The organism is Olsenella sp. KH3B4 (assembly GCA_900111695.1).
Taxonomy (GTDB): Bacteria; Actinomycetota; Coriobacteriia; order Coriobacteriales; family Atopobiaceae; genus Tractidigestivibacter.
In genome coordinates this window covers 240,626-256,631 of record FOHD01000003.1, presented here as the reverse complement: position 1 = coordinate 256,631, position 16,006 = coordinate 240,626, and the positions used below count along the sequence as shown (strand labels likewise).

General features: G+C 62.9%; 11 protein-coding genes. 5 read left to right on the top strand and 6 right to left on the bottom strand.

What is annotated here, in order from left to right:
- Nucleotides 1–196: 196 nt before the first annotated feature.
- The 4 genes from BMX94_RS04490 to BMX94_RS04475 all read right to left on the bottom strand — a co-directional run bounded on the left by BMX94_RS04490 (nt 197) and on the right by BMX94_RS04475 (nt 5,424).
- Nucleotides 197–1,030, bottom strand: a complete 834-nt coding sequence (locus BMX94_RS04490) for a hypothetical protein (RefSeq protein WP_091004118.1) — start codon at nt 1,028–1,030, stop codon at nt 197–199.
- 613 nt (nt 1,031–1,643) lie between these two features.
- Nucleotides 1,644–2,498: a prolipoprotein diacylglyceryl transferase gene (lgt, locus tag BMX94_RS04485; protein WP_091004116.1), complete on the bottom strand. Its 855-nt coding sequence runs from the start codon at nt 2,496–2,498 to the stop codon at nt 1,644–1,646.
- Between the two features lie 15 nt (nt 2,499–2,513).
- A complete protein-coding gene (locus tag BMX94_RS04480) occupies nt 2,514–2,822 on the bottom strand; it encodes a NifU family protein (protein ID WP_091004113.1) in 309 nt (102 codons plus the stop codon).
- Between the two features lie 97 nt (nt 2,823–2,919).
- Nucleotides 2,920–5,424: a U32 family peptidase gene (locus BMX94_RS04475; RefSeq protein ID WP_286160019.1), complete on the bottom strand. Its 2,505-nt coding sequence runs from the start codon at nt 5,422–5,424 to the stop codon at nt 2,920–2,922.
- A 246-nt stretch (nt 5,425–5,670) separates the two neighbouring features.
- Between BMX94_RS04475 and BMX94_RS04470 the strand changes: the two genes are divergently transcribed.
- The 3 genes from BMX94_RS04470 (at nt 5,671) to BMX94_RS04460 (ending at nt 8,704) form a co-directional block, all read left to right on the top strand.
- On the top strand, nt 5,671–6,627 hold the full coding sequence (locus BMX94_RS04470; RefSeq protein WP_286160018.1) for a glycosyltransferase family 2 protein: 957 nt from the start codon (nt 5,671–5,673) through the stop codon (nt 6,625–6,627).
- Between the two features lie 10 nt (nt 6,628–6,637).
- Nucleotides 6,638–7,042, top strand: coding sequence for a GtrA family protein (locus BMX94_RS04465; protein ID WP_091004108.1), 405 nt, complete (start codon nt 6,638–6,640; stop codon nt 7,040–7,042).
- A 102-nt stretch (nt 7,043–7,144) separates the two neighbouring features.
- The gene (locus BMX94_RS04460; protein ID WP_143052266.1) at nt 7,145–8,704 is read left to right on the top strand and encodes a glycosyltransferase-like membrane protein; all 1,560 of its coding nucleotides are present in this window, start codon (nt 7,145–7,147) and stop codon (nt 8,702–8,704) included.
- 107 nt (nt 8,705–8,811) lie between these two features.
- Here the strand turns inward: BMX94_RS04460 and tyrS are convergent, their stop codons facing one another.
- Both tyrS and BMX94_RS04450 read right to left on the bottom strand, forming a co-directional pair.
- Nucleotides 8,812–10,029 carry a tyrosine--tRNA ligase gene (gene tyrS, locus BMX94_RS04455; RefSeq protein ID WP_091004102.1) on the bottom strand — a complete coding sequence of 406 codons (1,218 nt, stop codon included), beginning with the start codon at nt 10,027–10,029 and terminating at the stop codon, nt 8,812–8,814.
- A 120-nt stretch (nt 10,030–10,149) separates the two neighbouring features.
- The gene (locus BMX94_RS04450; protein WP_177171323.1) at nt 10,150–11,250 is read right to left on the bottom strand and encodes an acyltransferase; all 1,101 of its coding nucleotides are present in this window, start codon (nt 11,248–11,250) and stop codon (nt 10,150–10,152) included.
- Between the two features lie 177 nt (nt 11,251–11,427).
- On the opposite strand from BMX94_RS04450, the gene BMX94_RS04445 reads away from it, so the two are divergent.
- Entirely contained in the window at nt 11,428–13,434 is a 2,007-nt protein-coding gene (locus tag BMX94_RS04445; protein ID WP_091004096.1) for a DUF6541 family protein, read from the top strand.
- Between the two features lie 139 nt (nt 13,435–13,573).
- On the top strand, nt 13,574–15,838 hold the full coding sequence (locus BMX94_RS04440; protein ID WP_091004093.1) for a transglycosylase domain-containing protein: 2,265 nt from the start codon (nt 13,574–13,576) through the stop codon (nt 15,836–15,838).
- Nucleotides 15,839–16,006: the final 168 nt, after the last annotated feature.

The following is a 16,006-nucleotide window of genomic DNA, read 5'->3' as shown; positions in this document are numbered from 1 at the left end:
AAACCGTGCCCTCGGTTTGAATGTCGCCTGAAGTATAGACGAGAAGCGCCTGTTGCTGCCGGAGAGCGGCGGGAGCACTTCTCGCCCGATACACGCCCGATACACATTTGTACACGAATGTGTGACGCGCCCAGGTCGATACACATTCGGAGGACGAATGTGTATCAGCAGCGGCACATCGGCACGGCGGTGGTCGTCATGCGCCCTCGCGGTTTCGCCCCTCCACGCCACCTCGCCATCGAAGGAGCCTGGTCCGCAGCTCGCGCCGGCGCTCCCGCGCCTCTCTGCTCATCTCGATCTTGCCCAGCCCAAGCTGATGCGACAGCTGCGCGGCCAGGCGATCCATGCTCGCCCCGTTCGCGAGGTGCTCGTACACGGCAACAAGCACCTGCTGGCCGCTGTCGAGAAGGTCATTTCTCCGCAGGTTGTCCAACACCATGTCGTGCAGCTCCGTGTGGTCGCGCCCGCCAAAGTACTCCAGAACGACGTTCCGATCCCGCCACCAGAGGTCGGGGATGTAGTACGTCATTCCGCTCTCGTCGATGTAGCAGCGCACGTTGAGCACTGGGGTGGGAAGCCCGTACCCGCCCAACCTCGGAGGCAGCGTCAGCACGAGTACCAGCACCGTCTCCATTGGAGAGCCCGACTTTGGCAGCAGATAGCGCAGCACGAGACGAATCTTCTTGATGCCATGCATCCCCTCTCGCCCATACAGGGCACGTCGCAACGACTCGGGCATCATGCAGGCGGGACGCCCGTAGGCAGTCTCTTCTCCGCGCACCGGGAAACGATATGTGCCACAAAGCTCATAGCTGAGAAGGAGCAGTTCAGGGAGGTCGAAATCGTGTGCCAGTTGGAGGACCGTGTCTGCGGGGGACGCAACGAAGACGCTGTTCTCGAGCGGCAGGAAGAGCCCGCCCCACTTCCAGTAGTGGGGATGCTCGAGAGCTGTTGCGGCGCGCCTGGTAGAACCGTTGACGAGGACCTCCAGGGGAAGGGTGAGTTCGGACAACGGAGGCGAGAAGGCCAAGGCCTTTCGTTCTACAGAACAGCTCGCACCGAGTCGGTCGATGCGGACAGAGCGAGACGCGTCCGGCGGCGGCCAATCGTTGCCGCGCCAGTACTCAAGTGCCGAGGTATGTCCCAGGTAGATTGCCATGCCCAAAGGATATCGACGGGCGCCGGGTGGCTAACCGAGTTTCTGAGAAAGGCCGACGGGGTTCTTGCACGCTTCTGACAGCTTTCTTGCAGCTTGAGAGGTTCGCGCAGGAATTTTGGGGTGCGGGTTGCGAGGTGCGGGTTATTATCGCCAGCAACGAATGCGGGTGGCTCAGAAAAGCCCCTGGTAAAGGTGGGTACGAAATGTGAAGGCCGCGTGGATACGAAGGGCATCAAAGATTTGCCGTTCTGGACGTGCCCGCCGTGTCACAGGCGCGCACGGGATTTTTCAACACGAGGTTAGGCTAGCGGGGACTCGAGCTTGCTGACGCCCACGGACAAAAGGCGCCCCCGCAGATGGCTCGGTCGATACACATTCGTCATCCGAATGTGTATCGACCTTGGCGCGTCACAGATTCGGGTCCGAATGTGTATCGGAAATCAGCGTTATCTTGCGGCAGCGGTGTTATCTGGCTGCAGCGGCGTTATCTGGCTGCCGCGGCGTCGCCGTCCGGCGCGGCATCGAGGTGCCCCACCTGCGGACGGCCGTGCCGCGAGGACAGCACCAGCACCACAATCCCCGCCGCCACAAGCGGCAGGCTCAGTACCTGGCCCATCGTGAGCCAGCCAGTGCCGAGAAGGTATCCCAGCTGCGCGTCCGGCAGTCGCACGAACTCGATGAGGAACCTGAACACGCCGTACAGCATGAGAAATGTCCCGATGAACGTACCCTGCGGCCGGGGAGGCCGGCGCCTTGACAGCGCAAAGAGCACGCAGAACAGCACCACACCCTCAAGCAGGGCCTCGTAGAGCTGCGAGGGGTGCCGGCACACCGCCCCGCCGCTGGGAAACATCACGCCCCACGGCAACGAGGTCTCCTTGCCCCACAGTTCGCCGTTCACGAAGTTGGCGCAGCGGCCAAAGAAGAGCCCGATGGGCGCGCCGATGGCAGCGAGGTCGGCAACCGTGAGCACCGAGAGCTTCCAGCGCCTGCACGCAATGGTGCCGCCGAGAAGGGCGCCCACCAGCCCTCCGTGAAAGCTCATGCCGCCCTGGTTGAGGGCGAAGATCTCGAGCGGGTGCTCGAGGTAGTACCCCGCGCCGTAGAACACCACGTAGAAGATACGTGCGCCCACGATGACGCCCACGGCGACGTCGATCATCACCGAGAGCACGTCGTCGGTGGAAAGGTCGAGCTTCCAGCGCCTGGCCACGCGCGCGATCACCAACCCCGCGCACAAAAACCCCGCCAGGTACGCGATGCCATACCAGCGCACCTGGAAGGGTCCAAGCGTGAACGCGATGGGATTCAGTGAGTGGTAGAAGTCGTTCAGCCACACGGGGCAGCACCCGGCCTAGAGAACCGCAGGCTGCACGCGGGTGACGCCAGGCACGTGCTCCTTGAGGATGCGCTCGATGCCCTCGGACATGTCATAGGTCGAGAGCGGGCAGCCGGCGCAGGCGCCCTGCATCTCGAGGGTCACCACGCCGTCGTCGGTGCAGTCGACAAGGGCAAGGTCGCCGCCGTCGGCCTGGAGGCTCTGGCGGATGATGTCGATGGTCTCGGACAGAAGCTTGCGGTTGAGCACCGGCTTGGCCTCGTTGGCCTCGTTGGCCTGGTCGTTTGCGACCTGCTCGGTGCTGGGGGTCTCGTTCTCTGCCATGGTCTCTCCTCCCGCGCGGGTGCCCCCGCGCCTGTGGTCTCGCGCGAACTCACGATGTGCGAATTCCTAGCGCAATGATGGGTTACAAGGTCACATATTACCCAATGCCCGAGAAAAGATGCCCGGAGGTTGCGCCCTGCACACGAGGAGCAGGCCGCCTCCCCTCGGCCACGGCGGCAAGCGCGCGCACCACGCGCTCGACGGCAAACGCGCACTCCTCGGGCGAGAGGAGCGTGGCGTCGGCCATAAGGCGCGTGACGCCGGCGGCGACAAGGGCATCTGCCTGCGGCGTTGCGTCCAGCGGATGCGCCGCCCAAATGCGCGAGCGCCCGTGGACGTCCGTTCGCACCGGCAGGAGGTTGCCGTCGATGTCGCGCAGCGAGAGGCGCCGACGGCGCAGCTCGCAGTTGGGGCAGTCGTGGATGCAGCGCCCGGCCGCCTGAAGCACGCAGTGTTCGCTGGTCATGGCACGCGCGCGCCCCGAGACCACAAGCCCCACGGGCACCGACGCCGCGCCCGCAAGCGCGCAGACCTCCTCCAGCGTGAGCTCGGGTGAGAGCCAGAAGCCCGCGGCGCCCGCCGTCTCAAGTGCCACAAGGCAGCTCTCGTTGTGCACGGGGATGCAGGTGCGAATCTCGGGCAGCGCCCCGCGCGAGGCGGCAAGCGCCAGCTCAGAGACGTTGCCCACGCCCACGGGCTGACCGGCGCGCACCCAGGGGTCAAGCCGTGAGTGGTCGCCCTCGCGGCACACCTCGTCGAGCCAGGGAATCACGCCCTCCGGCCACGTGCCACCATCCTCAAGCGCGTCCGACGTCGCGTAGACGCGCGCGGCGCCGGCCTCGAACGCGGCACGCGCTGCCTCGGCAGAAGCGACAAGCGCGCAGGCCTCCGGTGCGGGCCGGTCCCACGCGTCCGGCACGGCAAGGCCGTCCTTCTCGCGCACCTCTGCCAGGCGCGCGGCCACGCCGCGTGCCGAGGGAGCCACGGCAAGGCCCTCTCCGCGCATCTCGTACGGAGCAAGAATCTGCTGCTCAAGGGTACTGCACGCCCGCGCGCGCACCTTGTGCACGGCCGAGAAGCCCATGCCCGCGCCCTCGTCCATCTCCACCTCGAACGAGACGGGCTCGAAGGGGCTCTGCCCCATGCGGCCCACGTGCTCGACGAGGTCCTCCCTGGTCACGGCCTTGGTCCGGGCAGCCTCGACCACAAAGCCCTCCGCCGTGGCAGAAGCGCTCCCGTCCGCGCAGGCAAGCGTCACCGAGAAGGGCTCGCCCAGGCGCGCCCGCACCGTCACGGTGACGGGACGGCGGCGCGGCACGTCCAGCCCGGAGACGCGCGCGGCGGCGTCCATCGCCGCCTGTGAGCGAATCACGCGCACCACCGCGCCCGCCGGGATGGGTCGAGAAGCACGACAGGTGATCGTCTCGCCAGCCGCTGCCGCGCGCTCGGCGCGCACCGTGAGGAACTGCGAGGGGTCCTCCACCGGCCTAAGCTCGAGCAGATCGCCCTCCCCCACCGGCTGGTCCAGGCGAATCCCCACGTCCGCGCGGGTGAGGCGCCGCATGCGCTCGCGCCCGCCGTCGGAGCCGCCGCGCCGCACGAGCGTGTCCTCCAGGCGGCGGGACGAGACGACCTCGCCCACCAGCTCGCCGCGGTTGTTTGAGCGCTCGTAGCTCATCATCTCGTCGCCGGAGCGGCCCCAGAGGTAGGCGTCGGTGAAGTCGCGGTTGAAGACGCGGCGCAGCGTGCGGTGGCGTGCGGCCACGGCCTTCTCGTCCTTCTCGCCCGCAGCCAGCACGTCGAGCGCCCCGCGGTAGGCAGAGATCACGGAGTACACGTAGTCCGGCGACTTCATGCGGCCCTCGACCTTGAGCGAGGCCACGCCCGCGTCACGCAGCTGCGGAAGGTCATCAACAACGCAATAGTCCTTGGGGCAGAGGGGGCGCGTACGGCCGGGGGCCTCGATTACGTGGCCGTCCTCGTCAACCAGGTCGTATGGCAGGCGGCACGGCTGCGCGCAGAGGCCTCGGTTGGCCGAGCGCCCTCCTGCAAGCGAGCTCATCATGCACACGCCTGAGTAGCAGAAGCAGAGGGCCCCGTGTCCAAAGGCCTCAAGCTCCACGCCCTCGCGCGCGATGGTGCGCATCTCGTCCAGCGAGAGCTCGCGCGAGAGCGTCACGCGAGCAACGCCCAGCTCGCGGCACCAGGCGGTGCCACGGGCGTCGTGCACGTTTGCCTGCGTGGAGACGTGGCACTCGATCTGCGGCCAGCTGCGGCGCACCTCGGCGAGAAGCCCCCAGTCCTGGATGATGAAGGCGTCCGCCCCCAGCAGCCAGGCGCGGCGGATAAGCTCGAGCACCTGCGGAATCTCACGCGTGGCGACCGCAATGTTCACCGTCACGTAGACGCGAGCTCCTGCCAGGTGCGCACGGCGGCACGCCTCGCCAAAGGTCTCGTCGGTGAAGTTGTGCGCGCTGCGCCGGGCATTGAAGTTGTTGCCCAGTCCGCAGTAGATGGCATTTGCGCCGGCTGCCAGCGCGGCGTTGAACGCCTCGGGACCTCCGGCCGGAGCCAGGAGCTCTATGCCCCTTGTAGTGGTCAAACTTGTTCTCCCTGTCAGTTGGATAAGGCGCGAGGAACAGCCCCGGCCGAGAAAACTTGCATTGCAATCATAGAAATGCTCGCCCCTCCACATGAGGCCAACCACAGATATTCAGATATTCTCTGAGCCAGGCGCTACTTGGGGCCCAATGGCCCGAATATAATGGCTAGCGTCATCGCCAAGCACGGTCACAACGTTGGGAGAAACGCCTTGAACGACAGGCATCTAAATATAGTCCCCCCGAGCGTGCGAGATAACATACCACTACTCTGCATAGTCGTTCCCTGCTACAACGAAGAGGAAGTCCTTCCTCAATCAAGCAACATCCTTGCGAGCACCGTCCAAGACCTCGTGAGTAAGGGAAAGGTCTCGTCAGACAGCCGCATCATCTTTGTGGATGATGGCTCCAGGGACTCAACGTGGAGCATCATCAGCTCGCTCCACGAGAGCAACCGCGTCTTCACTGGTATCAAGCTCGCTCACAACGAGGGGCACCAGCGCGCCCTCTACGCAGGGCTCATGGATGCGCTCGACCGTGGCTGCGATATTTCGGTCTCCATCGACGCCGACCTCCAGGATGATGTCAGCGTAATCGAAGAGATGGTCGACAAGTACGTTGCAGGCGCCGAGATAGTCTATGGCGTTCGTAACAATCGCGACACAGACACCGGCTTCAAGCGCAACACCGCCCAGGCTTACTACCGTCTCATGAACAAGTTGGGAGCTGAGGTTGTCTACAACAGCGCGGACTTCCGTCTCATGAGTTCGCGTACTCTCAAGGCGCTTGCACAGTACCGCGAGGCAAACCTCTTCCTGCGCGGCATGGTTCCCTCCCTTGGCTTCAAGTCCGACGAGGTCTACTACGCTCGAAAGGAGCGCATGGCAGGCGAGTCGAAGTACCCCCTCTCAAAGATGCTCGCCCTCGCAGCCGAGGGAATCACGTCATTCTCCATTGAGCCCATGCACGTGATGACGACCGTCGGCGTCGTTGCCCTCTTCGTCGCCCTCATCATGCTCATCTACACAATCGTGAGCTGCGCGACGGGCAACGCAGTTGCCGGCTGGGGCAGCCTCATGGTTTCCATCTGGCTGGTGGGTGGCCTTGTCATCACCTCGCTAGGCGTGACCGGTGAGTACGTGGGCAAGGCGTACCTCGAGACAAAGCAGCGTCCACGCTACATCGTGGACGTCGAGCTAGATTAGGCACCCGCTCATGGGCGGACTCGAGAATCTCGTTACGCAGTTCATGAAGTTTGGCATCGTGGGCGCAATAGCCACGGGCATCGACTTTGGGATCATGATCTTTCTCACCGAGGTATTTGGTGTCGATCCTGTCATCTCCTCGGGCATATCGTTCTGCACCTCCACGGTCTTCAACTACCTGGCCTCAATGCGCTTTGTGTTCAGGCATAGGGAGGATCTCTCCAAGGGGCGCGAGTTCATCATCTTTGTGGTGCTCTCCCTCATCGGGCTGGGCCTCAACCAGCTCATCATGTGGGGTGGCACAGCCGCACTGGGCGAGCGCTGGTATATCCTGGTAAAGGTACTCGCCACGGGCATCGTGATGCTGTGGAACTTCTTCTCCCGCAAGCACTGGCTTGACGCGGACCGCAAATAGGGTGTGGTTCAAATGAGCAATGCGCCAGACACCTGGAGCCGGCGACTTGCACGGGGTCTGATGAATGCCGTACTTCTCGTCTATGTACTGGTGTGCGCGATTGTGGTCTTCGTTGACCGCAATATCGACTACAGGCTGCGCTCGTATAACGTTCCCCTTCTCCCAAACCTCGCCCTTCTCGCGATAGCCGTCGTAGGCGTGATTCTCTTCCATAAGCTTGTTTTGCAGAGAAGAACCACCACCAAAGAGTCCATACATGCTGGCAGCGGCAGGAGGGTTGCAATCATAGCGACCGCAGCCCTGTATTGCTATCAGCTCGTCTCCTTCTACAACGTCGGTTTTCTCACCGGATGGGATGCGGGGATCGTCCGCGAGGCCTCCATCCTTCCGGCTCCGCTTTCACAAACGCTTGCTGCGGATGGCTCGTACTACTCGTACTTCTCGCGCTATCCCAACAACCTCCTGTTGCTGATTCTCCTCCGAGCACAAGACCGCATTCGCGCAGCCGTGGTACCACAGATGGCCGAAGGCGTGTTTTTTGCCATCATCTCGATGCTCTTGGTGTCACTATCCTTCTACCTGTTCACTAGGGTTTCTGCCAAGCTGCTTGGCCAAGGAAGGACCTCGCTGCTTGCCGACATCGTCTTCTTTGTACTGGTGGGGCTTTCCCCGTGGTACATGATTCCTTACTCAGACACGTATGGCCTCTTCTTCTGCACGCTGATGCTCTACCTTCTCGTGTGCCACGTCGACAACCCCTTGTCGCTCATCGCCCTGGGGCTGCTTAGCGCAGCTGCGTATAATATCAAACCAACTTGCATCTTTGTGCTTATCTCGGCTTGCCTGGTCTGGGTATTGGAGTCTTTGAAGACGCCCATCTTCCGCAAGGCAGTATCTAACGTTGCGATTATGCTGCTCGCTTTTGTCGTCTCACTCGCAGGGGTTCGTGCAGCGACCGAGAAACTCGACATTACCTGGGATGACAACCCCCGGTTCACGATAAGCCATTACCTGATGATGGGGCTCAACGACGATACGGATGGGGTTTACTCCTACGATGACATCGTGTTGTCAATGACCCAGAGCACGGTCAAGGCTCGCGAGGAAGTAAACAAGGCTGTCACCAAGGAACGTCTGGAGACGTACGGCCCTCTTGGCCTGGCGAGGCACCTCGTGAAAAAAACGCTCGTGTGTTTCAATGACGGAACCTTTGCGTGGCTCGCCGAGGGAGACTTCATCCATGAGACCGTCGGCGTTGCCTCGGACGACAGCTCCAATTTTTTCCACAGCTACATCTATCCACCAGCCAATGCTTCGGAGGGAGCCCCATATCGGCTCTTCTGCACCATCGAACAGGCCCTCTGGCTTGTCTGCCTTGTTGGAATTCCCCTGGGGCTCCTACGGCCGAGAAGGCATCGTGGCTGGACCGAGAAAGAATGTAACTCTTCTCAGCCCGCTTGGCTCGTAATTGCCTATTGCGTGGGGGCAATACTCCTTTTCCTCCTCGCGTTTGAGGCGAGGGCGCGGTATCTCTACCTGTATTCCGGCTATTTCGTACTGCTCGGAATGTACGGATACCGGCAGGCGTCACAGAGGCTCGCCTCGTGGCACGTCAGGCGTCCTCGGAGGCAAGCTACGCCTCGCCTGGATTCGAAAGAATAGCCTCCTACCCGAGAAAGACCGTCTTGCCCAGAAAGTTGTTTGGGGCCGGCACTCCCGAGAGAGCGCCGGCCCCAAACGGTTGCCATCAAAATGGTTGCAAACCCTCACTACACCAGCTTGGCCCAGCGCTTCTTGCCGCTCTGCAGCACGGTGCCCGCCGAGAAGAGCGCGGGGTCCACGTTGTAGCACTTGGGCGCCACGGCCTTGCCGTCGATCTTGACGCCGCCGCCGTCGATGAGGCGGCGCGCCTCGCCCGTGCCGCTAGCGATTCTGACGTCCACCAGGAGCTTGGCCAGGTAGACCTTGCCCTCGTCGTTCACCTGGACCGTGGAGAGCGGGAACTCCGCAATGTCCTCGGGGACCTCTCCCTTCTTGAACGTGGCGTCGAAGGCGGCCTGGGCGGCGTCGCCGGCACCGGCACCGTGGTAGAGGTCGCAGATGTTGCGGGCAAGCTCGCGCTTGAGGGCGTACGGGTCGGCCGTCCCAGCCTTGAACTCGGCGTCGATGGCGTCGATCTGGTCCACCGGCAGCGTGGAGCACAGGCGGAAGTAGAGCGGCACCAGCTCGTCGGTGATGGACATGATCTTGCCGTACATGTCATCGGCCGGGTCGGTGAGGCCAACGTAGTTCTTGTAGGACTTGGACATCTTCTTGACGCCGTCGGTGCCCACGAGCAGCGGCACCGTGAGGGCAACCTGCGGCTCCATGCCCATGGCCCGCATGAGGTCACGGCCGGCAAGCAGGTTGAAGATCTGGTCGTTGCCGCCCATCTCGACGTCCGCCTTCACCACGACAGAATCGTAGGCCTGCAGCACCGGGTAGATGAACTCGTGCAGGGCGATGGACTGGCCGTTGGTATAGCGGTTGTGGAAGTCCTCGCGCTCGAGGATGCGTGCCACGTTGAACTGGCTCATGAGCTTGAGCATCTTGGAGAGGTCGAGGGGCTTCAGCCAGTCTCCGTTGTGGACGATGGTGGTCTTATCGGGGTCGAGGACCTTCATGGCCTGCGCCACGTAGGTCTTGGCGTTTGCCTCGACCTGCTCCTCGGTGAGGGGCGGGCGCGTGGAGTCGCGGCCGGACGGGTCGCCGATAAGCGCCGTGCCGTTGCCAATGATGAGCGTGACCTTGTGGCCCAGGTCCTGGAACTGGCGCATCTTGCGCAGGGGGACGGCGTGACCGAGGTGGAGGTCGGGGCTGGTGGGATCCACGCCCAGCTTGACGTTGAGCGGCACCCCGCGCTCAAGCTTCTTGCGAAGCTCGTCCATGGGCACGATCTGCATGGTGCCCGAGGTGATGACCTTCAGCTGTTCTTCGACTGGCAGCAAAGCTCTGTCCTCCGTGTATGTTCGCGTGTCTTCGCGGATCGCGCCTGCGACCGCGCACGCACAAGGATAGCGCAGGTTGCTGCCACGCGCCTGCCGCAGGAGCCTGTACGTCAAAGCACCTTACCGCGCGCTGGCAGCTTCCTTCGAGCGGCGCTTCGCGGCACGCTTGGCAAGCGCGTACGCAACGCTCGGCACGCCGACAAGGACAAACACTATGACGGCCTCGTAGAGCGGATGCCTTGAGAAGCGGGCGCCCTGCTCGGGCGTGACGTTTGCCCCAAGCCAGTTGATCACGGGGATGTGGAACAGATACACGTACAGGGAAGCCGAGGAGAGCGTGACGAGGGCGCCCCTCGCGCGCTTTCCCATCGCCTGAAGGCGCGGCTCAAGCGCACGCACAACGCAGAACAGGCCCGCGGCATAGGTGGCTGCAAGCGGGAAGAACGCGTTCACGGGAAAGGAGTCGTACTCGGGCCTCGAAACGTTCACGGCATGCCCGATGGCATGCATGAGCACCGGCGACGCAACCAACGCTATGGCCGCAACCGCGCGAACCGCCTTGGTGTCCGGTACGTACCTGCGAAGATAGTAGCCTAGGAGGAAATAGAAGACGGATGTGCTCGTAAGGAGGGGCCAGCCCTGAACGGCGCTAGCGTCCTCAGGCCTCACGACATGCGCCCAGGTAAGCGTTGGCACCACAAACGCGAAGAGGAACCCTCCCGCCAGAAGCCCGCGCAGCATGCGGGGCCTGTCGGCGGCAAGCGAGAGCAGTGGGGCCACACAATAGACGCCGAGAATGGCATAGAAGAACCAATAGGTGTTGTTGATGGTGTCGCCCAGAAACCCATGGACGAACGCCCGCAGGGAGAAGTCCTTCGCGACGTCGCGCGCACCCCAGAACGAGTCCGGAAAGAGGCAATATGCGAGGTAGCAGGCAACGCTTCCCACGAGAAGCGCCACGCCCACCCTGAGAACTCGCTTGCGGAAGAACTCGCGAGTCGAGTAGCGGCTGCGGTACTCCATGAGGTTTGCCCCGCTCAGCATCATGAACACGGGAACGGCGAAGATGAAGACCGCCTGCTGCACGAGCGCGAGCTCCCACTCGCGCCCGCGGCCTGGGCCAAAGACGGTGAGCGAGCAGTGCAGCGCCACAACGGCAAAGCACGAAAGAACGTTGAGAACGTCCTCGAAATAGAGGCGCGTACAAGCGGATGCGGACAATGTAGGCCCTTCAACAGAAATAAAGCAAGTTGTCACAGAATAACTGAAAGTGCAGTCCCTGATGATGCACCCAGCACCGAACGGACGCAACCCCATGGACAAAGCTTGGCAATGGAGCCAACAGTCAGTGGTAGCGTACGAACATCGACCAGCTATCGCTCTGTGAGGTTAAGCTTCATGCTCATCGCCGTTCTCGTCATGGTTCTCATGCTCTTCGCACCCGGATCTATCGCGCTTGTCGCCGCGGGAATCCCCGCATGCGCCTCCCTTGCGCTCTCCCCCATCGTCTCGACGGCATGGCTGGGAGTTGCGGGAGTCGTATACGCACTCACAGGAATTCCCGCAAACCCACTCACCATGTTCGTGCCGCTGACCGCAGTCTGCCTGCTTGCGGCGTTTCTTCTCGCACGCCGACGCAGCAAGCTGTCAGAGGTTGGCAAGGGGCTCACCCCACAAGTCATCCTGCTCTACGTTGCCGCAGGAACCGCCGTCTGCCTCTACGTCTTTATCTCTCGAGACACCACCGCAGGAGGCTTCATCCAGCAGTGGGACAACGACACCCACCTTAGCATCATCCGGGCGTTCGCCGATTCGCAGAGCATGTCTTCGCTCCGCGCAAGCGCCTACCTCACCGCTGCGGACGCCGTCGCCAACCCCTTTGGCGAGACGGGCGCCATCCTCAGCTTCTACCCTGCCACCTACCACGGGCTTTGCGCGCTTGCCGTCCTCGGGGCGGGGGTCTCCGCCCCTTTGGCAATCAACGCCTCCATTGTTGTGTTGGGCTCCGTCGTGTTTCCCCTCGCGATGGCGTTCTGCATCTCCGAGGTCTTCCGGGGCGATGCGACGGCCCTGCTCGCCGGGGCGGTGCCGTGCTGTCTCTTCCCCGCCATGCCCTACGCGCTGGTCGTCTTTGGGCCGCTCTACCCCAACCTCTTTGCCTTTTCGCTGCTGCCCCTGGGCGTAGCGCTGATGTTTGGGCTCATGCGTGACGAGACGGGAAGCCACGCGTTCTACGCAGCCTTCCTCCTCGTCACGGTTGTCGCCCTTGCTCTTGTGCACCCGAACGCCGACTTCTCACTTGGCGTGCTCACCGCGCCTTCCGTTGCGGTACACGTCTTTCGCGCACAGCGCCGCCGCGGCGCCTCCTTCACACGCGCCTGCGCAATGGCGGCGGGAGTGTCAGCAGCGGCAATCGCAGCCTGGGTTGCCCTCTTCAACGCGCCGTTCCTTCGAGGTGTCGTTAGCAACTACTGGGGCACCTACGAAAGCGTCCCAGAAGCCATACGCAACCAGGCATTACTCATCACGAGCAGCTACCTCTACGAGCTGCACGAGGGTCAGCCGCTCCTCTTTGCCCTTGCGGGCATCGGGGTAATTACCGACCTCGTGAGGCTTCGCCACCCTGGGCTGGTGGCCTCGTACGTGATGGTTCAGGTCATGTGCATTGTCGCGGGGTCCGCGGAGGGGCTGGCAAGGCAGCTCCTCACCGGCTTCTGGTACACGGACTCCAACCGAATCGCCGCGTTTCTCGTCATCCCCGCCATCATGTTTGCCGCAGAAGGCGTCTCGGGAATCTGCTGCCTCGTCAAGACGCAACTGGGGAAGTCTCCCGGGCGCCCAGGAGTCCGCAGGGCCATGGCCGTCTTCCCGGCGCTTGCCGCCATCGCCCTCGTCTCCGTCGAGGCGCTTGTCCCCGTCCATTATTACGGTGCGCTCAATCATGCCCGCTACGAAATAGACGCCGCATACGGCAGATGGAACCCCCTCAACAGCGAGGCGATTCGCAGCGACCTGCAAGACATTAAGGAAATCGTGGGGGATGACACCGTGGCCAACTCCACCTACGACAAAAGCCTGTATCTCTACGGGGCCAACGACATCCACGTGCTCTACAGGACGAACGATGGAATTGCAAACGAGCGAGGCCACCTGGACACAGAGGGTGCGCAGCTCGTGCGCACCGGCCTCGACCAGATAGCGACCAACGAGGACGTCCGCGCAGAGGCGGAGCGCCTGGGCATACGGTGGGTGCTCCAGATGGACGTCACGGGGAGAACCCAACAGTCGAGCGATTCCTATAACCCGGAAGACTGGGCGGGCATCGAGTCCATTGACGAGAACACCCCGGGGTTCCAGCTTGTCTACAAGGACCGGGACATTCGGCTGTACCACGTAGTCGACTAGGCCGCAAGGACCGCGCCACGCTCGCTGCAGCACGGCGCCTGCTAGCGTCCCTCTCGTCCCGCGTCCACGCAGAACGGACACAAGCCGACAAGGCCCATTCCCTATAATGTGAGCGATTGTGTCCACACGAGGAGGTTCCATGGGCATCAGAACCCGCAGGGCTCACAAGCACGCAAGTACGCACGCCGTCGGATTTGGCATCGCCGGCGTGTTTGGCTTCATAGCGCTCTTTGCATTGGCGCTCGCCGTCTCCCTGGGCGCCGTGGTCGACTCATGGCTCCAGGACCTGCCCGACTACGAGTCGGCAGATGCCTACCTGGTGGCAGAGCCCACCATCGTCTACGCAGCCGACGGCACCGAGATTGCGGAGTACTACCTCCAGAACCGCCGCTCCGTCACGCTCGACGACATCTCGGACTACGTGAAGAAGGGCACCGTCGACGTCGAGGACGAGCGCTTCTACCAGCACAACGGCGTTGACCCCCAGGGCATCCTGCGCGCTATCGCCAGCCAGCTCAGCGGCCGCTCCGAGGGCGCCTCCACCATCACCCAGCAGCTCGTGAGGAACACGGTCCTCTCGTCAGAGCAGTTCGACCAGACCCTCAAGCGCAAGGTGCGCGAGGCCTACATCGCCATCCAGATGGAGAAGACGTACTCGAAGGACCAGATCCTCAACATGTACCTCAACACCATCTACTACGGCGAGGGCGCCTACGGCATCGAGGCAGCAAGCGTCACGTACTTCAACAAGCACGCCAGCGAGCTTACGCTGGCCGAGGCCGCGACGCTCGTGGGCATCCCCAACTCCCCCTCCTACTACGACCCGTTCGTGAACCCTGACGCCTGCGTCGAGCGGCGCAACAAGGTCCTGGGCAACATGCTCGAGATGGGCGACATCACGCAGGACGAGTACAACGAGGCCACCGCCGAGGAGCTCACGCTCAGCCCCGGCTCGCTGCAGGACGAGGTCTCTGGCTCGTATCCCTACTTCACCGACTACGTGAAGCAGCTCCTCCAGAACGACTTCGACAACGACACCATCCTCAAGGGCGGCCTGCGCGTCTACACCACACTCGAGGTCGACAAGCAGCAGGCCGCCGACGAGGCAGTGAACGACCTCATCTCCAAGTCCGGCAACGACCAGCTCTCCGCCGCGCTCGTGTCCGTCGACAACACCAACGGCCACATCGTGGCGATGGTCGGCGGCACCAACTACGGATACGACGAGACCCAGGGCCAGAGCTCGATCAACCTCGCCATCAGCCAGCGGCAGGCTGGCTCCAGCTTCAAGCCGTTCATGCTCATGGCGGCGATGATCGACGGCATGAACCCCTCCATCATCCTCAACTGCAACTCGCCCATGCAGATCACATCCACCTGGACGCCCCACAACTACGAGAACGCGCAGTACGGCTACGTATCGCTCGCGCGCGCGACAGAGCTCTCCTCCAACACCGCATACGCGCAGGTCGTGATGGCCGTTGGCGTTGACAAGCTCATCGAGACCGCCCATCTCATGGGCATCGACTCGGACCTCTCGTCCGTCCCCTCGCTGGTGCTTGGCTCCTCCGGCGTCACCCCGCTCGAGATGTGCGAGGCGTACAGCGTCTTTGCCACCAACGGCGTCCACCGCGACGCGATCGCCATCACCAAGATCGAGGACCGCAACGGCAACACGGTCTATGAGCACGAGGACGATCCCAAGCAGGTCATCGACGAGGGCGTTGCCCAGGATGCGCGCAAGGTCCTCGAGGGGGTTGTCAAGGCGGGCTACACCACCAACTACGTGCATGCCAACTTCACCGCGAACCAGCCGGTGGGCGGCAAGACCGGTACCTCCGACAAGGCCGACAACCTCTGGTTCTGCGGCTTCACCCCGCAGCTCACCACCACGGTATGGTGCGGCAACCGCGACAACAACCAGGCGGCCTATTACAAGGGAGCCCTCGCCTCGACCCCCACTACGGCGCAGCCCATCTGGACTAACTACATGAACACCGTGCTCAAGGGCGTTGACCGCGAGGAGTTCCCCGTCTCCACCGAGACCGTCACCTACAAGGACAACAGCTCGTGGAGCTTTGTGGGTACCTCTGCGTCCACGAACTCCGGTTCGTCGTGGAACACCGTCACCGACAACTCCACCAGCAACTCCACCAGGACGGAGTCCACGACCAGCACCACTACCGAGAAGACCGAGACAAACACCAACAACACCGAGACCAACTCCGGTACCGGTACGGGCGGCAACGGTGGGAATGGCAACGGTGGCAACGGCGGCAACGGCCAGAACACCGGAACAAATACCGGGACAAACACGGGAGAGAACTCAAACACCGGAACCAACACGGGTCAGAACACCGGGACAAACACGGGCACCAACACCGGAGGGACACAAGGCCAGTAGCGGCTTACAGGCAACGGCTTGCGCGCACCCCGTTGCATCGATGGCAAGAGGGCCCCGGCAGCGTGCCGGGGCCCTCTCTTTTCTCGCCTGTTGGTTTGAACGTCTCGCACGTCTTGGCGGCGCCTTGGCGCGGCGCGGCGGCAATCAGTCTGCCCGACGCCGGCTAGT